General features: G+C 63.9%; 13 protein-coding genes. All 13 read left to right on the top strand.

Annotated features, from left to right (window positions below; all coding sequences use genetic code 11):
* The first annotated feature begins 165 nt into the window (after window positions 1-165).
* The 13 genes from HU806_RS25445 to argE all read left to right on the top strand — a co-directional run bounded on the left by HU806_RS25445 (window position 166) and on the right by argE (window position 15,271).
* Window positions 166-1,173, top strand: a complete 1,008-nt coding sequence (locus tag HU806_RS25445; protein ID WP_186615544.1) for a magnesium chelatase ATPase subunit I — start codon at window positions 166-168, stop codon at window positions 1,171-1,173.
* A 53-nt stretch (window positions 1,174-1,226) separates the two neighbouring features.
* Window positions 1,227-1,829 carry a VWA domain-containing protein gene (locus HU806_RS25440; protein ID WP_186615542.1) on the top strand — a complete coding sequence of 201 codons (603 nt, stop codon included), beginning with the start codon at window positions 1,227-1,229 and terminating at the stop codon, window positions 1,827-1,829.
* A gap of 52 nt (window positions 1,830-1,881) precedes the next feature.
* Entirely contained in the window at window positions 1,882-3,528 is a 1,647-nt protein-coding gene (locus HU806_RS25435; RefSeq protein WP_186615540.1) for a phospholipase D-like domain-containing protein, read from the top strand.
* A 338-nt stretch (window positions 3,529-3,866) separates the two neighbouring features.
* The gene (locus HU806_RS25430; RefSeq protein ID WP_186615537.1) at window positions 3,867-4,535 is read left to right on the top strand and encodes a haloacid dehalogenase type II; all 669 of its coding nucleotides are present in this window, start codon (window positions 3,867-3,869) and stop codon (window positions 4,533-4,535) included.
* A gap of 33 nt (window positions 4,536-4,568) precedes the next feature.
* Complete coding sequence (locus HU806_RS25425) at window positions 4,569-5,843, top strand: NAD(P)/FAD-dependent oxidoreductase (protein ID WP_186615535.1); 1,275 nt, start codon at window positions 4,569-4,571, stop codon at window positions 5,841-5,843.
* A 99-nt stretch (window positions 5,844-5,942) separates the two neighbouring features.
* Window positions 5,943-7,586, top strand: a complete 1,644-nt coding sequence (locus HU806_RS25420) for an ABC transporter substrate-binding protein (RefSeq protein ID WP_186615533.1) — start codon at window positions 5,943-5,945, stop codon at window positions 7,584-7,586.
* A 42-nt stretch (window positions 7,587-7,628) separates the two neighbouring features.
* Window positions 7,629-8,585 (top strand): ABC transporter permease, encoded by a 957-nt coding sequence (locus HU806_RS25415; protein WP_186615531.1) that lies wholly within the window; start codon window positions 7,629-7,631, stop codon window positions 8,583-8,585.
* The gene (locus HU806_RS25410; protein WP_186615529.1) at window positions 8,582-9,457 is read left to right on the top strand and encodes an ABC transporter permease; all 876 of its coding nucleotides are present in this window, start codon (window positions 8,582-8,584) and stop codon (window positions 9,455-9,457) included. Before HU806_RS25415 ends, HU806_RS25410 begins: the two co-directional genes overlap by 4 nt.
* A gap of 1 nt (window position 9,458) precedes the next feature.
* A complete protein-coding gene (locus tag HU806_RS25405; protein WP_186615527.1) occupies window positions 9,459-11,303 on the top strand; it encodes an ABC transporter ATP-binding protein in 1,845 nt (614 codons plus the stop codon).
* Window positions 11,300-11,608 (top strand): (2Fe-2S)-binding protein, encoded by a 309-nt coding sequence (locus HU806_RS25400; protein WP_186615525.1) that lies wholly within the window; start codon window positions 11,300-11,302, stop codon window positions 11,606-11,608. The genes HU806_RS25405 and HU806_RS25400 overlap by 4 nt, the downstream gene beginning before the upstream one ends.
* On the top strand, window positions 11,590-12,966 hold the full coding sequence (locus tag HU806_RS25395; protein ID WP_186615523.1) for an FAD/NAD(P)-dependent oxidoreductase: 1,377 nt from the start codon (window positions 11,590-11,592) through the stop codon (window positions 12,964-12,966). The genes HU806_RS25400 and HU806_RS25395 overlap by 19 nt, the downstream gene beginning before the upstream one ends.
* Complete coding sequence (locus HU806_RS25390) at window positions 12,963-14,117, top strand: NAD(P)/FAD-dependent oxidoreductase (RefSeq protein WP_186615521.1); 1,155 nt, start codon at window positions 12,963-12,965, stop codon at window positions 14,115-14,117. Before HU806_RS25395 ends, HU806_RS25390 begins: the two co-directional genes overlap by 4 nt.
* Window positions 14,114-15,271 carry an acetylornithine deacetylase gene (gene argE / locus HU806_RS25385; protein WP_186615519.1) on the top strand — a complete coding sequence of 386 codons (1,158 nt, stop codon included), beginning with the start codon at window positions 14,114-14,116 and terminating at the stop codon, window positions 15,269-15,271. The genes HU806_RS25390 and argE overlap by 4 nt, the downstream gene beginning before the upstream one ends.
* The last annotated feature ends 191 nt before the right edge of the window (window positions 15,272-15,462 follow it).

The raw sequence follows: 15,462 nt of genomic DNA, 5'->3' as shown, positions 1-15,462 counted from the left end.
GAGCGACGCGGACCTTTGTGGCGAGGGAGCTTGCTCCCGCTCGGCTGCGCAGCAGTCGTCATCCAGAAAAACACCGAGACCTCAGGTTGTTGGGGCCGCTGCGCAGCCCAGCGGGAGCAAGCTCCCTCGCCACAGGGGATCTTCATACTTCATGAGACATCTCACATGACCGACACCCCCCATTTCCCGCTCTCCGCAGTGGTCGGCGCCGATGACTTGAAGCTGGCGCTGTGCCTGGCCGCCATCGACCCGAAAATCGGCGGTGTGCTGATCGAAGGCCCGCGAGGGATGGCCAAGTCCACCCTGGCCAGGGGGCTGGCGGACCTGCTGGCCAGTGGTCAGTTCGTCACCTTGCCCCTGGGCGCCACCGAAGAGCGGCTGGTGGGCACCCTCGATTTGGACGCGGCATTGGCGCAGGGGCGCGCGCAGTTTTCCCCCGGCGTGCTGGCCAAGGCCGACGGGGGCGTACTGTATGTCGATGAAGTGAACCTGTTGCCCGATCACCTGGTGGACTTGCTGCTCGACGTCGCGGCCAGCGGTACCAACCTGATCGAGCGCGACGGCATTTCCCATCGGCATTCGGCGCGCTTTGTATTGATCGGCACCATGAATCCGGAAGAGGGTGAATTGCGTCCGCAACTACTCGACCGCTTCGGCCTGAACGTAGTAATGAACGGCCACACCGCACCTTCCGAGCGCGGGCAGATCATTCGCCGGCGACTGGATTTCGACAGCGACCCCGCGTCGTTTTGTACCGAATGGGAACCGGCCCAGCAGCAACTGCGCGAACGTTGCCGGCAGGCGCGGGCGCGGTTGGCGCAAATCGCGCTGGATGACGCGGCGCTGGGGCAGATTACCGAGCGTTGCTTTGCTGCCGGAGTCGATGGTTTGCGCGCCGACCTCGTCTGGTTGCGCGCCGCCCGTGCGCATGCGGCCTGGCGTGGCGCGAATGCCATTGCCGACGAGGACATCGATGCGGTCGCCGAGTTTGCCCTGCGTCACCGCCGACGCGGCCACACCGCGCCGGCACCCGAGCCGTCCCAGGCCCCGCAGTCGAGTCCGAACGAGGCGAGCAGGCCCAGCGAAGGCCAGGGCCAATGGGGCGACTTGCCGGCCAGGGCGTTGCCCATCGGCGCCCGGCGTGATGTGCCGAGCTGGCCAAAAAAGCCCTAGGCATTCGCCCCCGTTCGCCGGCAGGGGCGAATGCCAGACCCCGCCCGGGACAGTTGGACCAGGGCCGTCAAGGCCGAAGCAAAACCGCAATCGGCGGCGTGGTGGACTGGCCGGGCACCTTGCTCAACGGCCGTCCACGCCTGCCTGCGGACCTGCGCTTCAAATGGCGCCAGCGTTCAGCCCATGAGTTGTGGCTGGTGATCGTCGACGCCTCGGCTTCGACCCGTCGCCATCGGGCCTTGAGCGACGGCAAGGGGCTGCTGGCGCAACTGTTCGACGATGCCTACCGACAACGCGCCCGATTGGCGCTGCTGACGGCCAGCGGTGGCGCTCCGGTCTGGCATGTGCAAGGTCTCAAGGCCGCCATTGGCCTGCGTGACTGGCTCGACACGCTGGGCGCCGGTGGCGGCACGCCGTTGCTGGCGGCGGTGAACGAGGCCGGGCGCTGGCTTGCGGCCCGGCGCAAGCGCTTCCCGGCGGAGCAGCAACGGGTGCTGCTGATGACCGATGGGCGCGTGAAAGCAGGCGCGTCGCTGCCGTTGCTCGAATGCCCCAGCCTGTTGATCGACATCGAGCGCGGGCCGATTCGCCTGGGCCGGGCGAAGCAGTTGGCGGGCCAGTTGGGGGCTGAGTATCGCCATCTTGACGAGGGCTGATGGGTTTGCGCAGGACTGCTCTATGCTCAGGCAACCCTTCCAGGAGTGAACCATGCGCGTACTCGTCAGCAATCCCCAGGACGATTTTCGGGTCAAGGCCTACGCCGGCACCAACGGCGTGTTGCTCGCCATGGACCTTGCCGAATCCCGGCGCAAGGGCCTGCTGGGCTTTGCCATCGAGAAGCAGCAGGGCGACAAGCCCTGGCTGTTCCTGTTCAACAGCCTGACTTTCCCCGACAAGGCCCACACCTTTCCCCAGTTCCACGCCACGCCCAGCGACAAGGCGCCGTTACAGAAATTTCGCTGGGCCGACTATGCCGTCAATCCCGGCATGACGATTCACTACCGTGTCTACTTGGCCTATGGCACTCCCGAGGCGCCGCAACTGGGCGAGTCCCTGGCAGTGACCGTCACCAGCGATGACGGTCGGCCGGCCAACCAGCAGGTCATCTTCAACCGGGCGGTGGCCGCCAGCCAGGCGTTCCAACGCAAGTTTCCCGAACTGGACGCGTTGATCAGTGCCAACCGCAACCTGTCCATCGACGACTGGCCCGACGCGCCGCGTCGCTGGCTGGAAAACGGCTTGCTGGGGCGGTTGATCGGCTTCATCGACCGGGCCCTGGATGCGAACTGGGCGCTGGACGTCGCCATCTACGAATACGAGCTGCCGGTGATCGTCGATGCGGTGAACGCTGCCCATGCGCGTGGTGCGCGGGTGAGGGTGCTCTACCATGCCGAACCGGATGACGACACCACGCTGCGCAACGAGGCCAGCCTGCAAAAGCTGCCGGCGGCGAACAAGCGGGGGCGGCTCACCCACAACATTTTCCACAACAAGTTCATCGTCCTCGGCAAGGTCGACGAGGGCGGCGTGCCGCACCCCGAAGCGGTGCTGTGCGGCAGCACCAATTTCACCGCCAACGGCGTCTATCGCCAGGCCAACGTCGTGCATGTGCTGGACGACCCACGGATCAGCGCCAGCTACTTCCAAGTGTTCGAGCAGATCTGGTCCGCGCCCGACGACGTCGCAGCCACCCGCGAGTGGCTGACCCGCAACAATCCCATGCCGACGGACGAGAAACTGTTCGCCGGGTTCTCGCCCCGCAGTGGGCAGGGCGACCTCGATCGCTTCGTCGAAGTCATCAATGCCGCTCGAAAGGACCTGCTGTTCGTCACCGCGTTTGCCTTGCCCGAGCGGATCCTCGATGCCTTGCTCGGCCAGCCCAACGACGACGTCCTGCGTTATGGCCTGCAGAACACCACCAGCCGAATCACGGGTTTCCACGCCGACCGCACCGCTGAATTCGCCGCCACCGCGTTGCTCAATACCGGCCTGGAAGGTTGGCTCAGGGAAAACATGAAAGGCCAGAAGGGCAACCTGCTGGTCCACACCAAGGCCGTGGTCACCGATTTCACCAGCGACACGCCGACGATCATCAGCGGCAGCCACAACCTGAGCGCCGCCGCCAGCGGCAGCAATGACGAGAACTACCTCATCATCCAAGGCGACACCGACCTGGCCGACCGCTACGGTCTGGAGCTGCTGCGTTTCTACGAGCATTACCGGTTCCGCTATTTCGCCAGGAAACTCGCCCTCAAGCAGGTCAAGCCCCTGGCCCCGGACGACAGCTGGAGCGACGACTACTACCGCGACGGGGATTTGCGGATGTTGTCCCGGGTGAGGTTCTGCGGTCGCTGAGAAGTCCGTCCCCCGGCGGAGGTCGCGCGCGCCCGGGCCCTCGCGCGGTGGCGCAGATTCTGCCGTAAAAGCCGCCCAGATGAGGCCTTTTACGCACCATAACTGCTCCCAAACCCACACAAACACGGGTGCAACGCCCGTGTCTGGAGCATCCCGCAAAGTCTGCTGAGCGGGCCCTGCAAAACGGTGGTTTGTACCAAGCGGCCACTCTTTTTAACGGTTTTTCCACGGTCTCATGGTGTTGTAATGAAAACGTGATGCAGCGTTGCACCGATGCTTCACGAACGGCGTCAATGTTTGCCTCGTCATGCCTTCAACAACAATCCAGGACCGCACACATGAGCTTTCTTCGACCCAAGTACATCACCTTCGACTGCTACGGCACGTTGACCAATTTCCAGATGGGCAGCATGACGCGCGAGCTGTTCGCCGACCGCGTCGATGCCGGGCAGATGGACCAGTTTGTCAAGGATTTCGCCGCTTATCGCCTTGACCAGGTGATGGGTGACTGGCGGCCGTATGATGAAATCATCAAGACCTCCCTCATGCGGGTCTGCAAGCGTTGGGGCGTCGAATACCGGGGCGAAGGCCAGCTCTATTACGACGCCGTTCCAACCTGGGGCCCGCACGCCGATGTGCCGGCGGGCCTGTCGAAGATCGCCGAGAAGATTCCCCTGGTGATTTTTTCCAATGCGATGGACGAGCAGATCATGTCCAACGTCGACAAGCTCGGCGCGCCTTTCTACAAAGTCTTCACGGCCCAGCAGGCCCAGGCCTACAAGCCGCGCCTGGCGGCGTTCGAATTCATGCTCGATAACCTCGGCTGCGGGCCGGAGGACGTCTTGCATGTGTCGTCGAGCTTTCGCTACGACCTGATGCCCGCCCACGACATGAAGATCAAGAACAAGGCCTTCGTCGCCCGTGGTCACGAGCAACCAGGCAATGCGATCTATGGCTACCACCAGATTCCGGACATCGGCGGATTGCCCGGTCTGGTCGGGCTCTGAGTTGAGCGCACTCTTCAAGGTAAGGGGTTAGACATGGGCAGTGAGTCTTATTGGCTCGATACCGCACCGGCCTTCACCGGTGCCCAGCTCGGCGGGTTGCCCGGGCAGGTCGATGTCGCCATCGTTGGCGGCGGTTTCACCGGCCTGGCCGCGGCCCGTGCCCTGGCCTTGAAGGGCGCCAGCGTGGCGGTGCTGGAAGCTGGAAGGGTGATCGGCGAGGCGTCGGGGCGTAACGGTGGGCAATGCAACACCGGTGTCGCCCAGGATTACGCCTCGCTCACCGCCAGCCTTGGCGCCGAGAAAGCCCGGATGTATTACCAGGCCTACGAAAGCGCGGTGCACAGCGTGGTCTCGTTGGTGGAGCAGGAGGGGATCGCCTGCGACCTGACGCGCAACGGCAAGCTCAAATTGGCCGCCAAGCCGATGCACTACGAAGGGTTGGCGCGTACCTGTGAGTTGATCCGCAAGGAAGTGGACGCCGAGGTGCAATTGTTGTCCGCGCAGGAGGTTCGCGCCGAGGTCAATTCGGCCCAGTTCCACGGTGGCCTGCTGCAGCGCAACGGCGTGCAGATGCACGTTGGGCGCTTTGGTGTCGGCCTGGCCGAGGCGGCGGCGCGTCACGGCGCGTTGATCTTCCAGGGCGTGGAGGTGAAGGATTGGAAAGCCAGCGGCAGCGGCTATCAGGTCAATACCAGCAAAGGCGTGCTGCACGCGTCCCAGGTGCTGCTGGCCACTGGCGCCTGCCAGCAAGGCGGGCTCGGTTGGTACCGACGGCGCATCGTACCCGTTGGCAGTTTCGTGGTCGCCACCGAGGTATTGCCCCAGTCACTGATCGACAGCTTGCTGCCGGCACGCCGCTCCTACGTTACCAGCCGCATGATCGGCAATTACTTTCGCCTGACCCCCGACAGCCGTCTGCTGTTTGGCGGTCGTGCGCGGTTTGCCATGTCCGACAGCGTTTCCGATGCCAAGAGTGGCAAGGTGCTGCAGGCGGCGATGGTGCAGATGTTCCCGCAACTGGCCGACGTGAAGATCGACTATTGCTGGGGCGGGCTGGTGGACATGACGTCTGACCGCCTGCCCAGGGCCGGCCAGCACGGCGGGGTCTATCACTCCATGGGCTACAGCGGCCACGGCGTGCAGATGTCGGTGCACATGGGCCAGGTCATGGCGGATGTCATGGCCGGGAAAGTCGAGGCGAACCCTTGGCGAGAACTCGATTGGCCGGCGATTCCCGGGCACTTCGGCAAGCCCTGGTTCCTGCCGCTGGTAGGCGCGTATTACCGCCTGCAGGACTACCTACACTGATTTCAAGGCAGCGCTTTACGTTTCAACAGCCGTTTCAACATCCCGTTGCGTCGACCGTGCGCAACCGAGCCCCTATCACTTGCGGAAGGTAGAACTGACATGACTGACAATAAGAACAGCATCGACGGCCAGTTGATTACCGGCACAGAAAGTCTGCGTGTTTTCGAAGGGCTCAACCGCGGCATGTCACGCCGCCACGCGTTGCAGATGCTGGGGTTGGCCGGGGTCGCCGCAGCAGGTGCCGGCAGCTTGTTTGGCGCGGCCGGCAAGCTGATGGCCGATGACACCGCAAGCCCCGGCAAGGGCAAGCCCGGCGGACGTATCCGCGTTGCCGGCATCACCAGCTCCACCGCCGACACCCTGGACCCGGCCAAAGGTTCATCGTCCACCGATTACGTGCGCCATTACATGTTCTACAACGGCCTGACCCGTTTCGACAGCCACATGGTGCCGCAACTGGAACTGGCTGAACGCATCGATACCACCGACGCCACCCTCTGGGTGATCACCCTGCGCAAGGAAGTCACGTTCCACAACGGTAAAGGATTGACGGCGGCGGACGTGGTGTTTTCGCTGATGCGGCACAAGGATCCGATCACCGGATCCAAGGTCTTGCCACTGGCGTCGCAGTTCGATGAGGTGAAGGCCAACGGCACCCACGAAGTACAGATCCGCCTCAGCGGTCCGAATGCCGAGCTGCCGTCGATTCTCGCGGTTTCCCATATGTTGATCGTGCCCGAGGGCACCAGTGATTTCAGCCAGGGCATCGGCACCGGTCCGTTCAAGGTCAAGGAATTCAAGCCCGGTGTGCGCTCCATCGGCGCGCGCAATGCCAACTACTGGAAACCCGGCTTGCCCTACCTGGACGAGATCGAATTCATCGGTATTGCCGATGAGCCGTCACGGGTCAACGCGCTGCTGTCCGGCGACGTGCAGATCATCAACGAGGTCAACCCGCGTTCGACCACGCGTATCAAGGACAGCGCTGGCCACCGGGTCGTCGATTCGCCATCGGGCAACTACACCGACCTGATCATTCGCCAGGACCAGATGCCAGGCCAGAGCCCGGAATTCACCGAGGCGATGAAGTTGCTGCTCGATCGCGAGCAGGTCAAGTCGGCGATATTCCGGGGCTTCGCCAGGGTCGGCAACGATCACCCGATCGCCCCCGGTGCGCGCTTCTTCAACGCCGACCTGCCACAACGCACCTACGACCCCGAGAAGGCGCGCTTCCTGCTGAAGAAAGCCGGCATGGAAAGTATCAGCATGCCAGTCATGTGTTCGCCGGCCGCCACCGGTTCGGTGGACGTCGCCGTGCTGCTGCAGCAATCGGCCAAGGAAGCCGGGCTCAAGCTCAACGTCAACCGGCTGCCGAGCGACGGCTACTGGTCCAACCATTGGGCCAAGCACCCGCTGAGCTTCGGCAACATCAACCCACGGCCGAATGCCGACATGCTGTTCTCGCAGTTCTTCCAGTCCTCGGCGCCGTGGAACGAATCCGGCTGGAAAAACCCGCAATTCGACCAACTGCTGGTGCAGGCAAGGGGCGAAACCGACGAGGCCAAGCGCGGCAAGATGTACGCCGACATGCAGACGTTGGTGCATGACCACAGTGGCATCGGCATCCCCGTGTTCATCAGCAACATTGACGGCGTCGACCAGCGCGTCAAGGGTTATGGCACCAACCCGCTGGGCGGGTTCATGGGCTACATGTTCTCCGAGCAAGTCTGGCTGGATGCTTGATGAGCGTTGTCTGGCTCCGCGACCTGGCAAGAGGATCGGATGATGAATAGCAACACATTGTGGTTGATCGGCCGGCGCCTCGGCGCCGCGATCGTAACCCTGCTGATCGTCTCGATGGTGGTGTTCGCCATCACGGCGGTATTGCCGGGAGACGCGGCGCAACAGTCCCTCGGACAGTTCGCCACGCCTGAACAAGTGGCAGCCCTGCGGGTGAAAATGGGCCTCGATCAGCCGGGGGTGTTGCGTTACCTGCACTGGCTGACCAGCCTGCTCAGCGGTGACATGGGCGTGTCGATTTCCAACGCCGTGCCGGTCAGCGAACTGATGGCCGGACGCGTGCCCAACACCCTGATGCTCGCCGCTGCGACGGCGCTGGTGTCGGTGCCGGTGGCGCTGATCCTGGGCATCGGCTCGGCGATGGGCCGGGGCGGGCGCATCGACAGCGTGCTGAGCTTTTTCACCCTGACGATGGTGGCGGTGCCGGAGTTTCTGGTCGCCACGCTGGCGGTACTGATCTTCGCGGTCAACCTCGGCTGGTTGTCGGCATTGTCCTATTCCAGCGAGGTCACGTCGCCGCTGCAATTCATGCGCACCTACGCCTTGCCGGTCATGACGCTGTGCTGCGTGATCGTCGCGCAGATGGCCCGCATGACCCGGGCGGCGGTGATTGACCAGCTCGACAGCCCCTACGTGGAGATGGCCCGCCTCAAAGGCGTCAGCCCGATGCGGGTGGTCTTGCGCCACGCGTTGCCTAACGCCATCGGTCCCATCGCCAATGCCATCGCCTTGAGCCTTTCCTACTTGCTGGGCGGGGTGGTGATTGTCGAGACGATTTTCAATTATCCGGGTATCGCCAGCCTCATGGTCGACGCCGTGACGAACCGCGACATGGCCTTGGTCCAGGCCTGCACCATGTTGTTCTGTACGGCGTACCTGATGCTGGTGCTGATTGCCGACCTGTGCGCGATCCTGTCCAATCCGAGGCTGAGAAACCAATGAACAATCTCATTGTGAAAGCCCCGCCTGCCGCGCCTGAACTGGCTTATGGCAAGGTTTCCCATAGCACCTCCTGGCTCGGCCTGCTCGGTGCCGCGATGTGTCTGATCTGGTTGTTGGTGGCGATCTTCGGCCCCTGGCTGGCGCCACATCCCGTGGGCGAGGTGGTCTCCGACAACGTCTTTGACAGCCTCAGTGCTGCTTACCCGCTAGGCACCGATTATTTGGGCCGTGACATGCTCAGCCGGATCCTGGTGGGCGCGCGGTTTACCGTCGGCCTGGCTTTGGTGGCGGCAGTGTTGGCGAGCGGTTTGGGCACCAGTTGCGCGCTGCTTTCGGTGGTGTCGCCGAAGTGGTTGGACGAGCTGATCAGCCGCCTGATGGACGCCTTCATCTCGATTCCGAGCAAGATGCTCGCGCTGATCATGGTCTCGGCCTTCGGCTCTTCGGTGACGCTGTTGATTTGCACGGCGGTGCTGAGTTTCACCCCGGGCGCGTTCCGCATCGCTCGCAGCATGGCGGTGAACATCGAGGCCCTTGAGTACGTGCAAGTGGCCCGCACCCGTGGCGAGCGCCGGCTGTACATTGCCTGCGTGGAGATCCTGCCAAACATGCTCAACCCGGTGTTGGCTGACCTCGGCCTGCGCTTCGGTTTTATCGTGTTGTTGCTCAGCGGCATGAGTTTTCTCGGCCTCGGGGTGCAACCGCCGGACGCCGACCTGGGCTCGCTGGTGCGGGAAAACATCGGCGGCCTCAATCAGGGCGCGCCGGCGATCGTGATTCCGGCCTTGGCCATCGGCACCCTGACGATTGGCGTCAACCTGTTTATCGACCGCCTGTCCTCGCGGCGCAATCGACGTTCGGGAGGTCATTGAGATGAGCGAATTGATTCGAGTCGAAAACCTGCGAGTGGTCGCCTGCGGCGAACGCAGTGAAGTGGAGATCGTCAAGGGCGTCAGCTTTTCCCTGGAGAAAGGTGAGGTGCTGGCGTTGATTGGCGAGTCCGGCTCTGGCAAGACCACCATCGCCCTGGCACTGCTCGGCTATGCCCGACGCGGCTGTCGGCTGGCTGGCGGCGTGGTGCGGATCGGCGAGCATGACATGCTCGCGCTGAGCGAAGGCGAGCTGCAACGGCTGCGCGGCAATCGCGTCTCCTACATCGCCCAGAGCGCCGCCGCGGCGTTCAACCCGGCGAAAAAACTCATTGATCAGGTGGTGGAGGGCGCCTTGATCCACGGCCTGGGCAGCCGGGCGGTGCTCGAGGCCAAGGCCATCGAACTGTTCCGCGACCTGGCGTTGCCCGACCCCGAGCGCATCGGCCAGCGCTACCCCCACCAAGTCTCTGGCGGGCAGTTGCAGCGAGTGATGGCGGCCATGGCACTGATCAGCGATCCGCTGCTGGTGGTGCTCGACGAACCGACCACGGCCCTCGATGTCACGACTCAGATCGACGTGTTGCGCGCCTTCAAGCGCGTGGTGCGCGAGCGTGGCGCGACGGCGGTCTACGTCTCCCATGACCTGGCGGTCGTGGCGCAGATGGCCGATCAGATCGTGGTGCTCAACGGCGGACAGATCTTCGAACAGAGCGCCACCACGCCGCTGCTCAAGGGCCCGGCCCATGCCTACACCCGCAGCCTGCTGGCGGCGGCGCGGCCGGACACGACGATCCGTCCGCCCTGCGGCGTGGCCGAGGATGCGCCACTGTTGACCATCCAAGGCCTGACCGCCGGCTACGGCAACAAGAACGCGCAGGGCATGCCGACGATCCGCGTGCTCGAAGGCATTGACCTGACCGTGCGGCGAGGCCAGGCCATCGGGGTGATTGGCGAATCCGGCTCGGGCAAATCGACCCTGGCCCGGGTGGTGGCGGGGCTGCTGCCTCCGGCCCTAGGCGGGCTGACTTTTGATGGAGCGCCGCTGGGCGGCAGTCTGTCCGAACGCACCGCTGACCAGTTCCGACGCATCCAGATGGTGTTCCAGAACGCCGACACCGCGCTCAATCCGATGCACAGCATCAGCGCCATCTTGAGCCGGCCGCTGAAGATGTATTTTGGCCTCAAGGGCGCGGCCCTACGCGAGCGCATCGGCGAGTTGCTCGACCTCGTTCGCCTGCCACGGGACTTGGCCGAGCGCCGCCCGAGCGAGCTGTCCGGAGGGCAGAAGCAGCGGGTCAACCTGGCCCGGGCGCTGGCGGCCAAACCGGACCTGATCCTTTGCGATGAAGTGACCTCGGCGCTCGACACCGTGGTCGGCGCGGCGATCCTGGAGTTGCTGCGCGACCTGCGCCAGCAACTGGGCGTGTCGTACCTGTTCATCAGCCACGACATCTCCACCGTCCGCGCCCTGTGCGACGACATTGTGGTGATGTACAGCGGCCACAAGGTCCAGGCGGGCACCCGGCAATCGTTCGCCCAGGCGCCATTTCATCCTTACACCGATTTGCTCATTCATTCGGTCCCGGAGCTGCGCCAGGGCTGGCTGGAAACCTGCGGCGCCACCACCTGCGGCACGCTTCCACCGTTGGGGCCTAAGGCTAACGAACCAGAACTGTGCACCTTTCTCAACCGCTGCCCGGTGCGGGTCGATGGCCTGTGCAACCGCACCGCGCCACCTCGACAGGTGATCGACGGCGGCAGCGAAGTGCTCTGTCATCACGACAGCGTCGAGCTGCTCAAGAGCCAACAGGATTCAAACAGCATGATCGTGGGAGCCTACGCATGAACGCGCGTTTTGTGAGGTTGGCCGAGCAGGGTCGACCCGTCGTCAACTTGCAGGTGGATGGGGTGCCCATCGAAGCGTTGCAGGGCGACACGCTGATGGTTGCCTTGCTGACCCGTGGCCCGGCGCTGCGCCAGTCGGAGTTCGATCCGGGCAGCCGTGCCGGTTTTTGCCTGATGGGCGCGTGCCAGGATTGCTGGGTCTGGACCCGCAGCGGCGAACGCTTGCGCGCCTGCTCCCAGGAAGTCCGCGAGGGGCTGGACATCATCACTCAACAACCGGAGGCAGTATGGCCACTGCGCGGATAGTCATCGTCGGCGCCGGGCCGGCCGGCATTCGTTGCGCCCAGACCTTGGTCGCGGCGGGCTTCAAACCTGTCCTGGTCGACGAGAGCCGGCGTGACGGCGGGCAGATCTACCGTCGCCAGCCTGAAGGGTTCACCCGCGACTACGCAACGCTGTACGGCACCGAAGCCGACAAGGCCCGCGACCTGCACGAGAGCTTCGATCACCTGCGCCCACAGATCGATTACCGCCCGGACACGCTGGTCTGGAACCTGACGCCAGGGCAACTGTGCTGCGTCAGCCAAGGCCAGCATTCAACGGTGGAGTACGACGCGCTGATCCTCTGCACCGGCGCCACCGACCGCTTGATGCCCATCGAGGGTTGGCAATTGGGCGGCACCTACAGCCTCGGTGGCGCCCAGATCGCCTTGAAGGCCCAGGCGGTGTCCATCGGTCATCGGGTGGTGTTCATGGGCAGCGGGCCGTTGCTGTACCTGGTGGCGAGCCAATATGTGAAAGCCGGGGCCCAGGTTGCGGCGGTGCTGGACACTTCGCCGCTGGGCAAGCGCATCCAGGCCTTGCCCAAACTCATGGCGCGTCCTGGATTGCTGTTCACCGGCATGAAACTGCTGGCGCAGTTGTATCGGGCGAAGATCGCGGTGCACCTCGGGGTTTCGCCGTTGCAGGTGCTCGGTGAGCCGGCCACAGGCGTGAGTGGCGTTCGCGTGCGCACCGCGAACGGCGAGACACTGACGGTGGATTGCGACGCGGTGGCGCTCGGTTATCACCTGCGCCCGGAAACCCAACTGGCCGATCTGGCCGGGTGTCGACTGCGCTTCGACGAGGCGTCTGGGCAATGGCTGCTGGAAACCGATGATGAGGGCCGGACCACGGTCAGCGGTGTCTATGCGGCGGGTGATGGTTCGCGGATCCGTGGCGCGGATGCCGCCGAGCACGCCGGGCGCCTGGTCGCCATGGCCTTGCTCAGTGACCTGCAACAACCGGTGGACGCGGCACGGATGGCCGAGGCACGGCGGGCCTTGGGCGTGATGGATGAATTTCGCCTCGGCCTGGCCCAGGCGTTTCCCTGGCCGGCGGCGCAGGCCAAGGCGTTGCCGGACGAGGCCATCGTCTGCCGGTGCGAAATGATCACCGCCGGCGAGCTACGCCGCACCGTCAGCGAAAAGGGCGCGTGTGAAGTCAACCGGGCCAAGGCGTTCAGCCGGGTCGGCATGGGCCGCTGCCAAGGGCGTTATTGCTCCCAGGCCGGGGCCGAAGTGATCGCCGCCGCCGCAGGGGTGCCGGTGCAAGAGGTCGGGCGCCAGCGTGGTCAGGCGCCGGTCAAACCGCTTTCGATGTCGACCCGGGAGGTGACGCCATGACCGTTGATAAGGCCGATGTGATCATTGTCGGTGGCGGGGTGATGGGCTCGGCGTCGGCGTTTTTCCTGCGCCAACGGGGCCAGTCGGTGATCTTGCTGGAGCGCGACCAGATCGGTCAGTACGCCAGTGGTGTGAACTTCGGCAACGTGCGGCGCCAAGGGCGATTTCTTGGCCAGCTTGAATTGGCGAACCGTTCCTTTGCGCTGTGGAAACGATTGCCGGAGTTGATTGACGACGACCTGGAATTCATCCCCAGCGGGCATCTGCGCGTGTGTTATCGCGAGGATGAAGTCGCTGAGCTGCAAGCCTACGCCGATGCGCCCGAAGCCCGGCAGCTGGATTTGCAGATCTACCAAGGCAACGAATTGCATACGCGCTTTCCGTTCCTTGGCAAAGACGTCAAGGGCGGCTCCTACGCGCCCCACGACGGTCACGCCAACCCGCGCCTGGCGGCACCGGCGTTCGCCCGGGCGGCCCGACGACTGGGGGCGCGGATCGAGGAACGCACGGAAGTCGCCGAGGTACAAAAGGCCAACGGTGAATTCGGCGTCACCACCACCGATGGCCGCCGGTTCAGCGCCGGGCAGCTGTTGATCACGGCGGGCGCCTGGGGGCAAAAGCTCTCGGAGCAATTCGGCGAACCGGTGCCGCTGGCGCCGAACGGCCCGCAAATGGCCGTCACCGAACCGGTGCCTTACGCCTTGCCGACGGTGATCGGGGTGTTCACCAAGATCCCTGAAGAAGTGATCTATTTTCGCCAGATTCCACGGGGCAACATCATCATCGGCGGCGGCTATCGCCGCGTGCCGGACATGCTCAACCGCCGCGCCTACGTCGAGCCACGCAGTATTCTCAACCAACTGGAGCAGATGCGGCGCCTGCTGCCGGGCGTCGGCAACCTCAACATCATCCGCGTGTGGAGCGGCATCGAAGGCTACCTGCCCGACAACCTGCCGATCATGGGCGCCAGCGGCAACGTCGATGGCTTGTACTACGCCTTCGGCTTCAGCGGCCATGGCTTCCAACTCGGTCCGGGTGTCGGTGACGTCATGGCCGAACTGATCAGCACCGGCAGCACCAGCACGTCAATCGAACCGTTCTCCATCCGCCGGTTCGCCCCATCCGTCGAACAACGGAGCAAGGCCTCATGAAGCCCCGTGTGCAAGCCATCTTCGAACGTCTGCTGGCGTTCGAAACGGTCTCTTCGGAGTCGAACATGGCGCTGATCGAATACGTGCGCGATGTGCTGCTGGGCAAGGGCATCGAGTCGCTGATCGTCAAGGACGAAAGCGGCAAGAAGGCCAACCTGTTCGCCAGCGCCGGTCCACGGGAACTACCCGGTATCCTGTTGTCCGGACACACCGACGTCGTCCCGGCGGCGGGGCAGGCCTGGACCGTCCCGGCGTTCCAGGCGACGTTCCGTGATGGCCGGGTGTATGGGCGTGGCAGCTGTGACATGAAGGGCTTCATCGCCCTGGCTATCGACGCCATGCTCGACGCCGCCGATCATTCGTTGAACCGGCCGCTGCAACTGGCGCTTTCCCACGATGAAGAAATCGGCTGCGTGGGCGTCCGACGCCTGCTCGACGTGCTGCACCTGGCGCCGGTGCGGCCGTTCCTCTGCGTGATCGGCGAGCCGACCAACATGCAGTTCGTGCTGGGCCACAAGGGCAAGGGCTCCTACCGCACCTATTGCCGTGGCCTGGAGGCCCATTCGTCCCTGGCACCGCGCTCGGTCAATGCCATCCACGTGGCATGCGACTTCATCGCGGCGTTGCGCCGCAGCCAGCAGCAATTACAGGAGCAGGGCGCCCAGGATGCGGCTTACGACGTGCCCTACAGCACCGTGCATGTTGGGCAGATCGTCGGCGGCAAGGCACTGAACATCGTGCCGAACCTGTGTACGCTGGATTTCGAAGTGCGCAATCTGCCGGCCGACAATCTGGATCAGTTTTTGGAGCATCTGCGTGAGCAGGCCGAGGTGATCGTTCGCGAGGCGAAGAAGCTTTCGAGCGTGGCGGACATCGAGATCGAGACGTTGAATGTCTATCCGGGGCTCGATACGCATCCGAGTATCGAGGCGGTGCGTTTTCTCAAGGACTTTGCTGCGCCGGGTACGGGGACGGCGAAGGTGTCTTTTGGGACTGAGGGTGGGTTGTTCAAGCAGCGGTTGGATGTGCCTGTGGTGGTTTGTGGGCCGGGCTCGATTGAGCAGGCGCATAAGCCTGATGAGTTTATCGAGATCAGTCAGATGGAGGCGGGGGAGCGGTTTTTGGCGCAGATGCTCGGTTCTCTAAAGCTCTAGCGCTGTGTGTGTATATCCATTTTTTTTGTAACGGCTGCTGGCGGTTTCGCTTTTACAGCGACTCACTTTTGTGAAGCGCAAAAGTAAGCAAAACGCTTTTGCCCCACCACTTGGTGCCTCGCTAAGGCTCGGCATGCCCTCACTCCGGCATTGCTCCGTGGGCCCGCCGCGAAGGCCCATCCATGGGCCAG

This window comes from Pseudomonas sp. SWRI154 (assembly GCF_014268645.1).
GTDB lineage: Bacteria > Pseudomonadota > Gammaproteobacteria > Pseudomonadales > Pseudomonadaceae > Aquipseudomonas > Aquipseudomonas marvdashtae.
The sequence above is the reverse complement of the archived record's forward strand: the minus strand, read 5'-3'. Positions and strand labels throughout refer to the sequence as shown.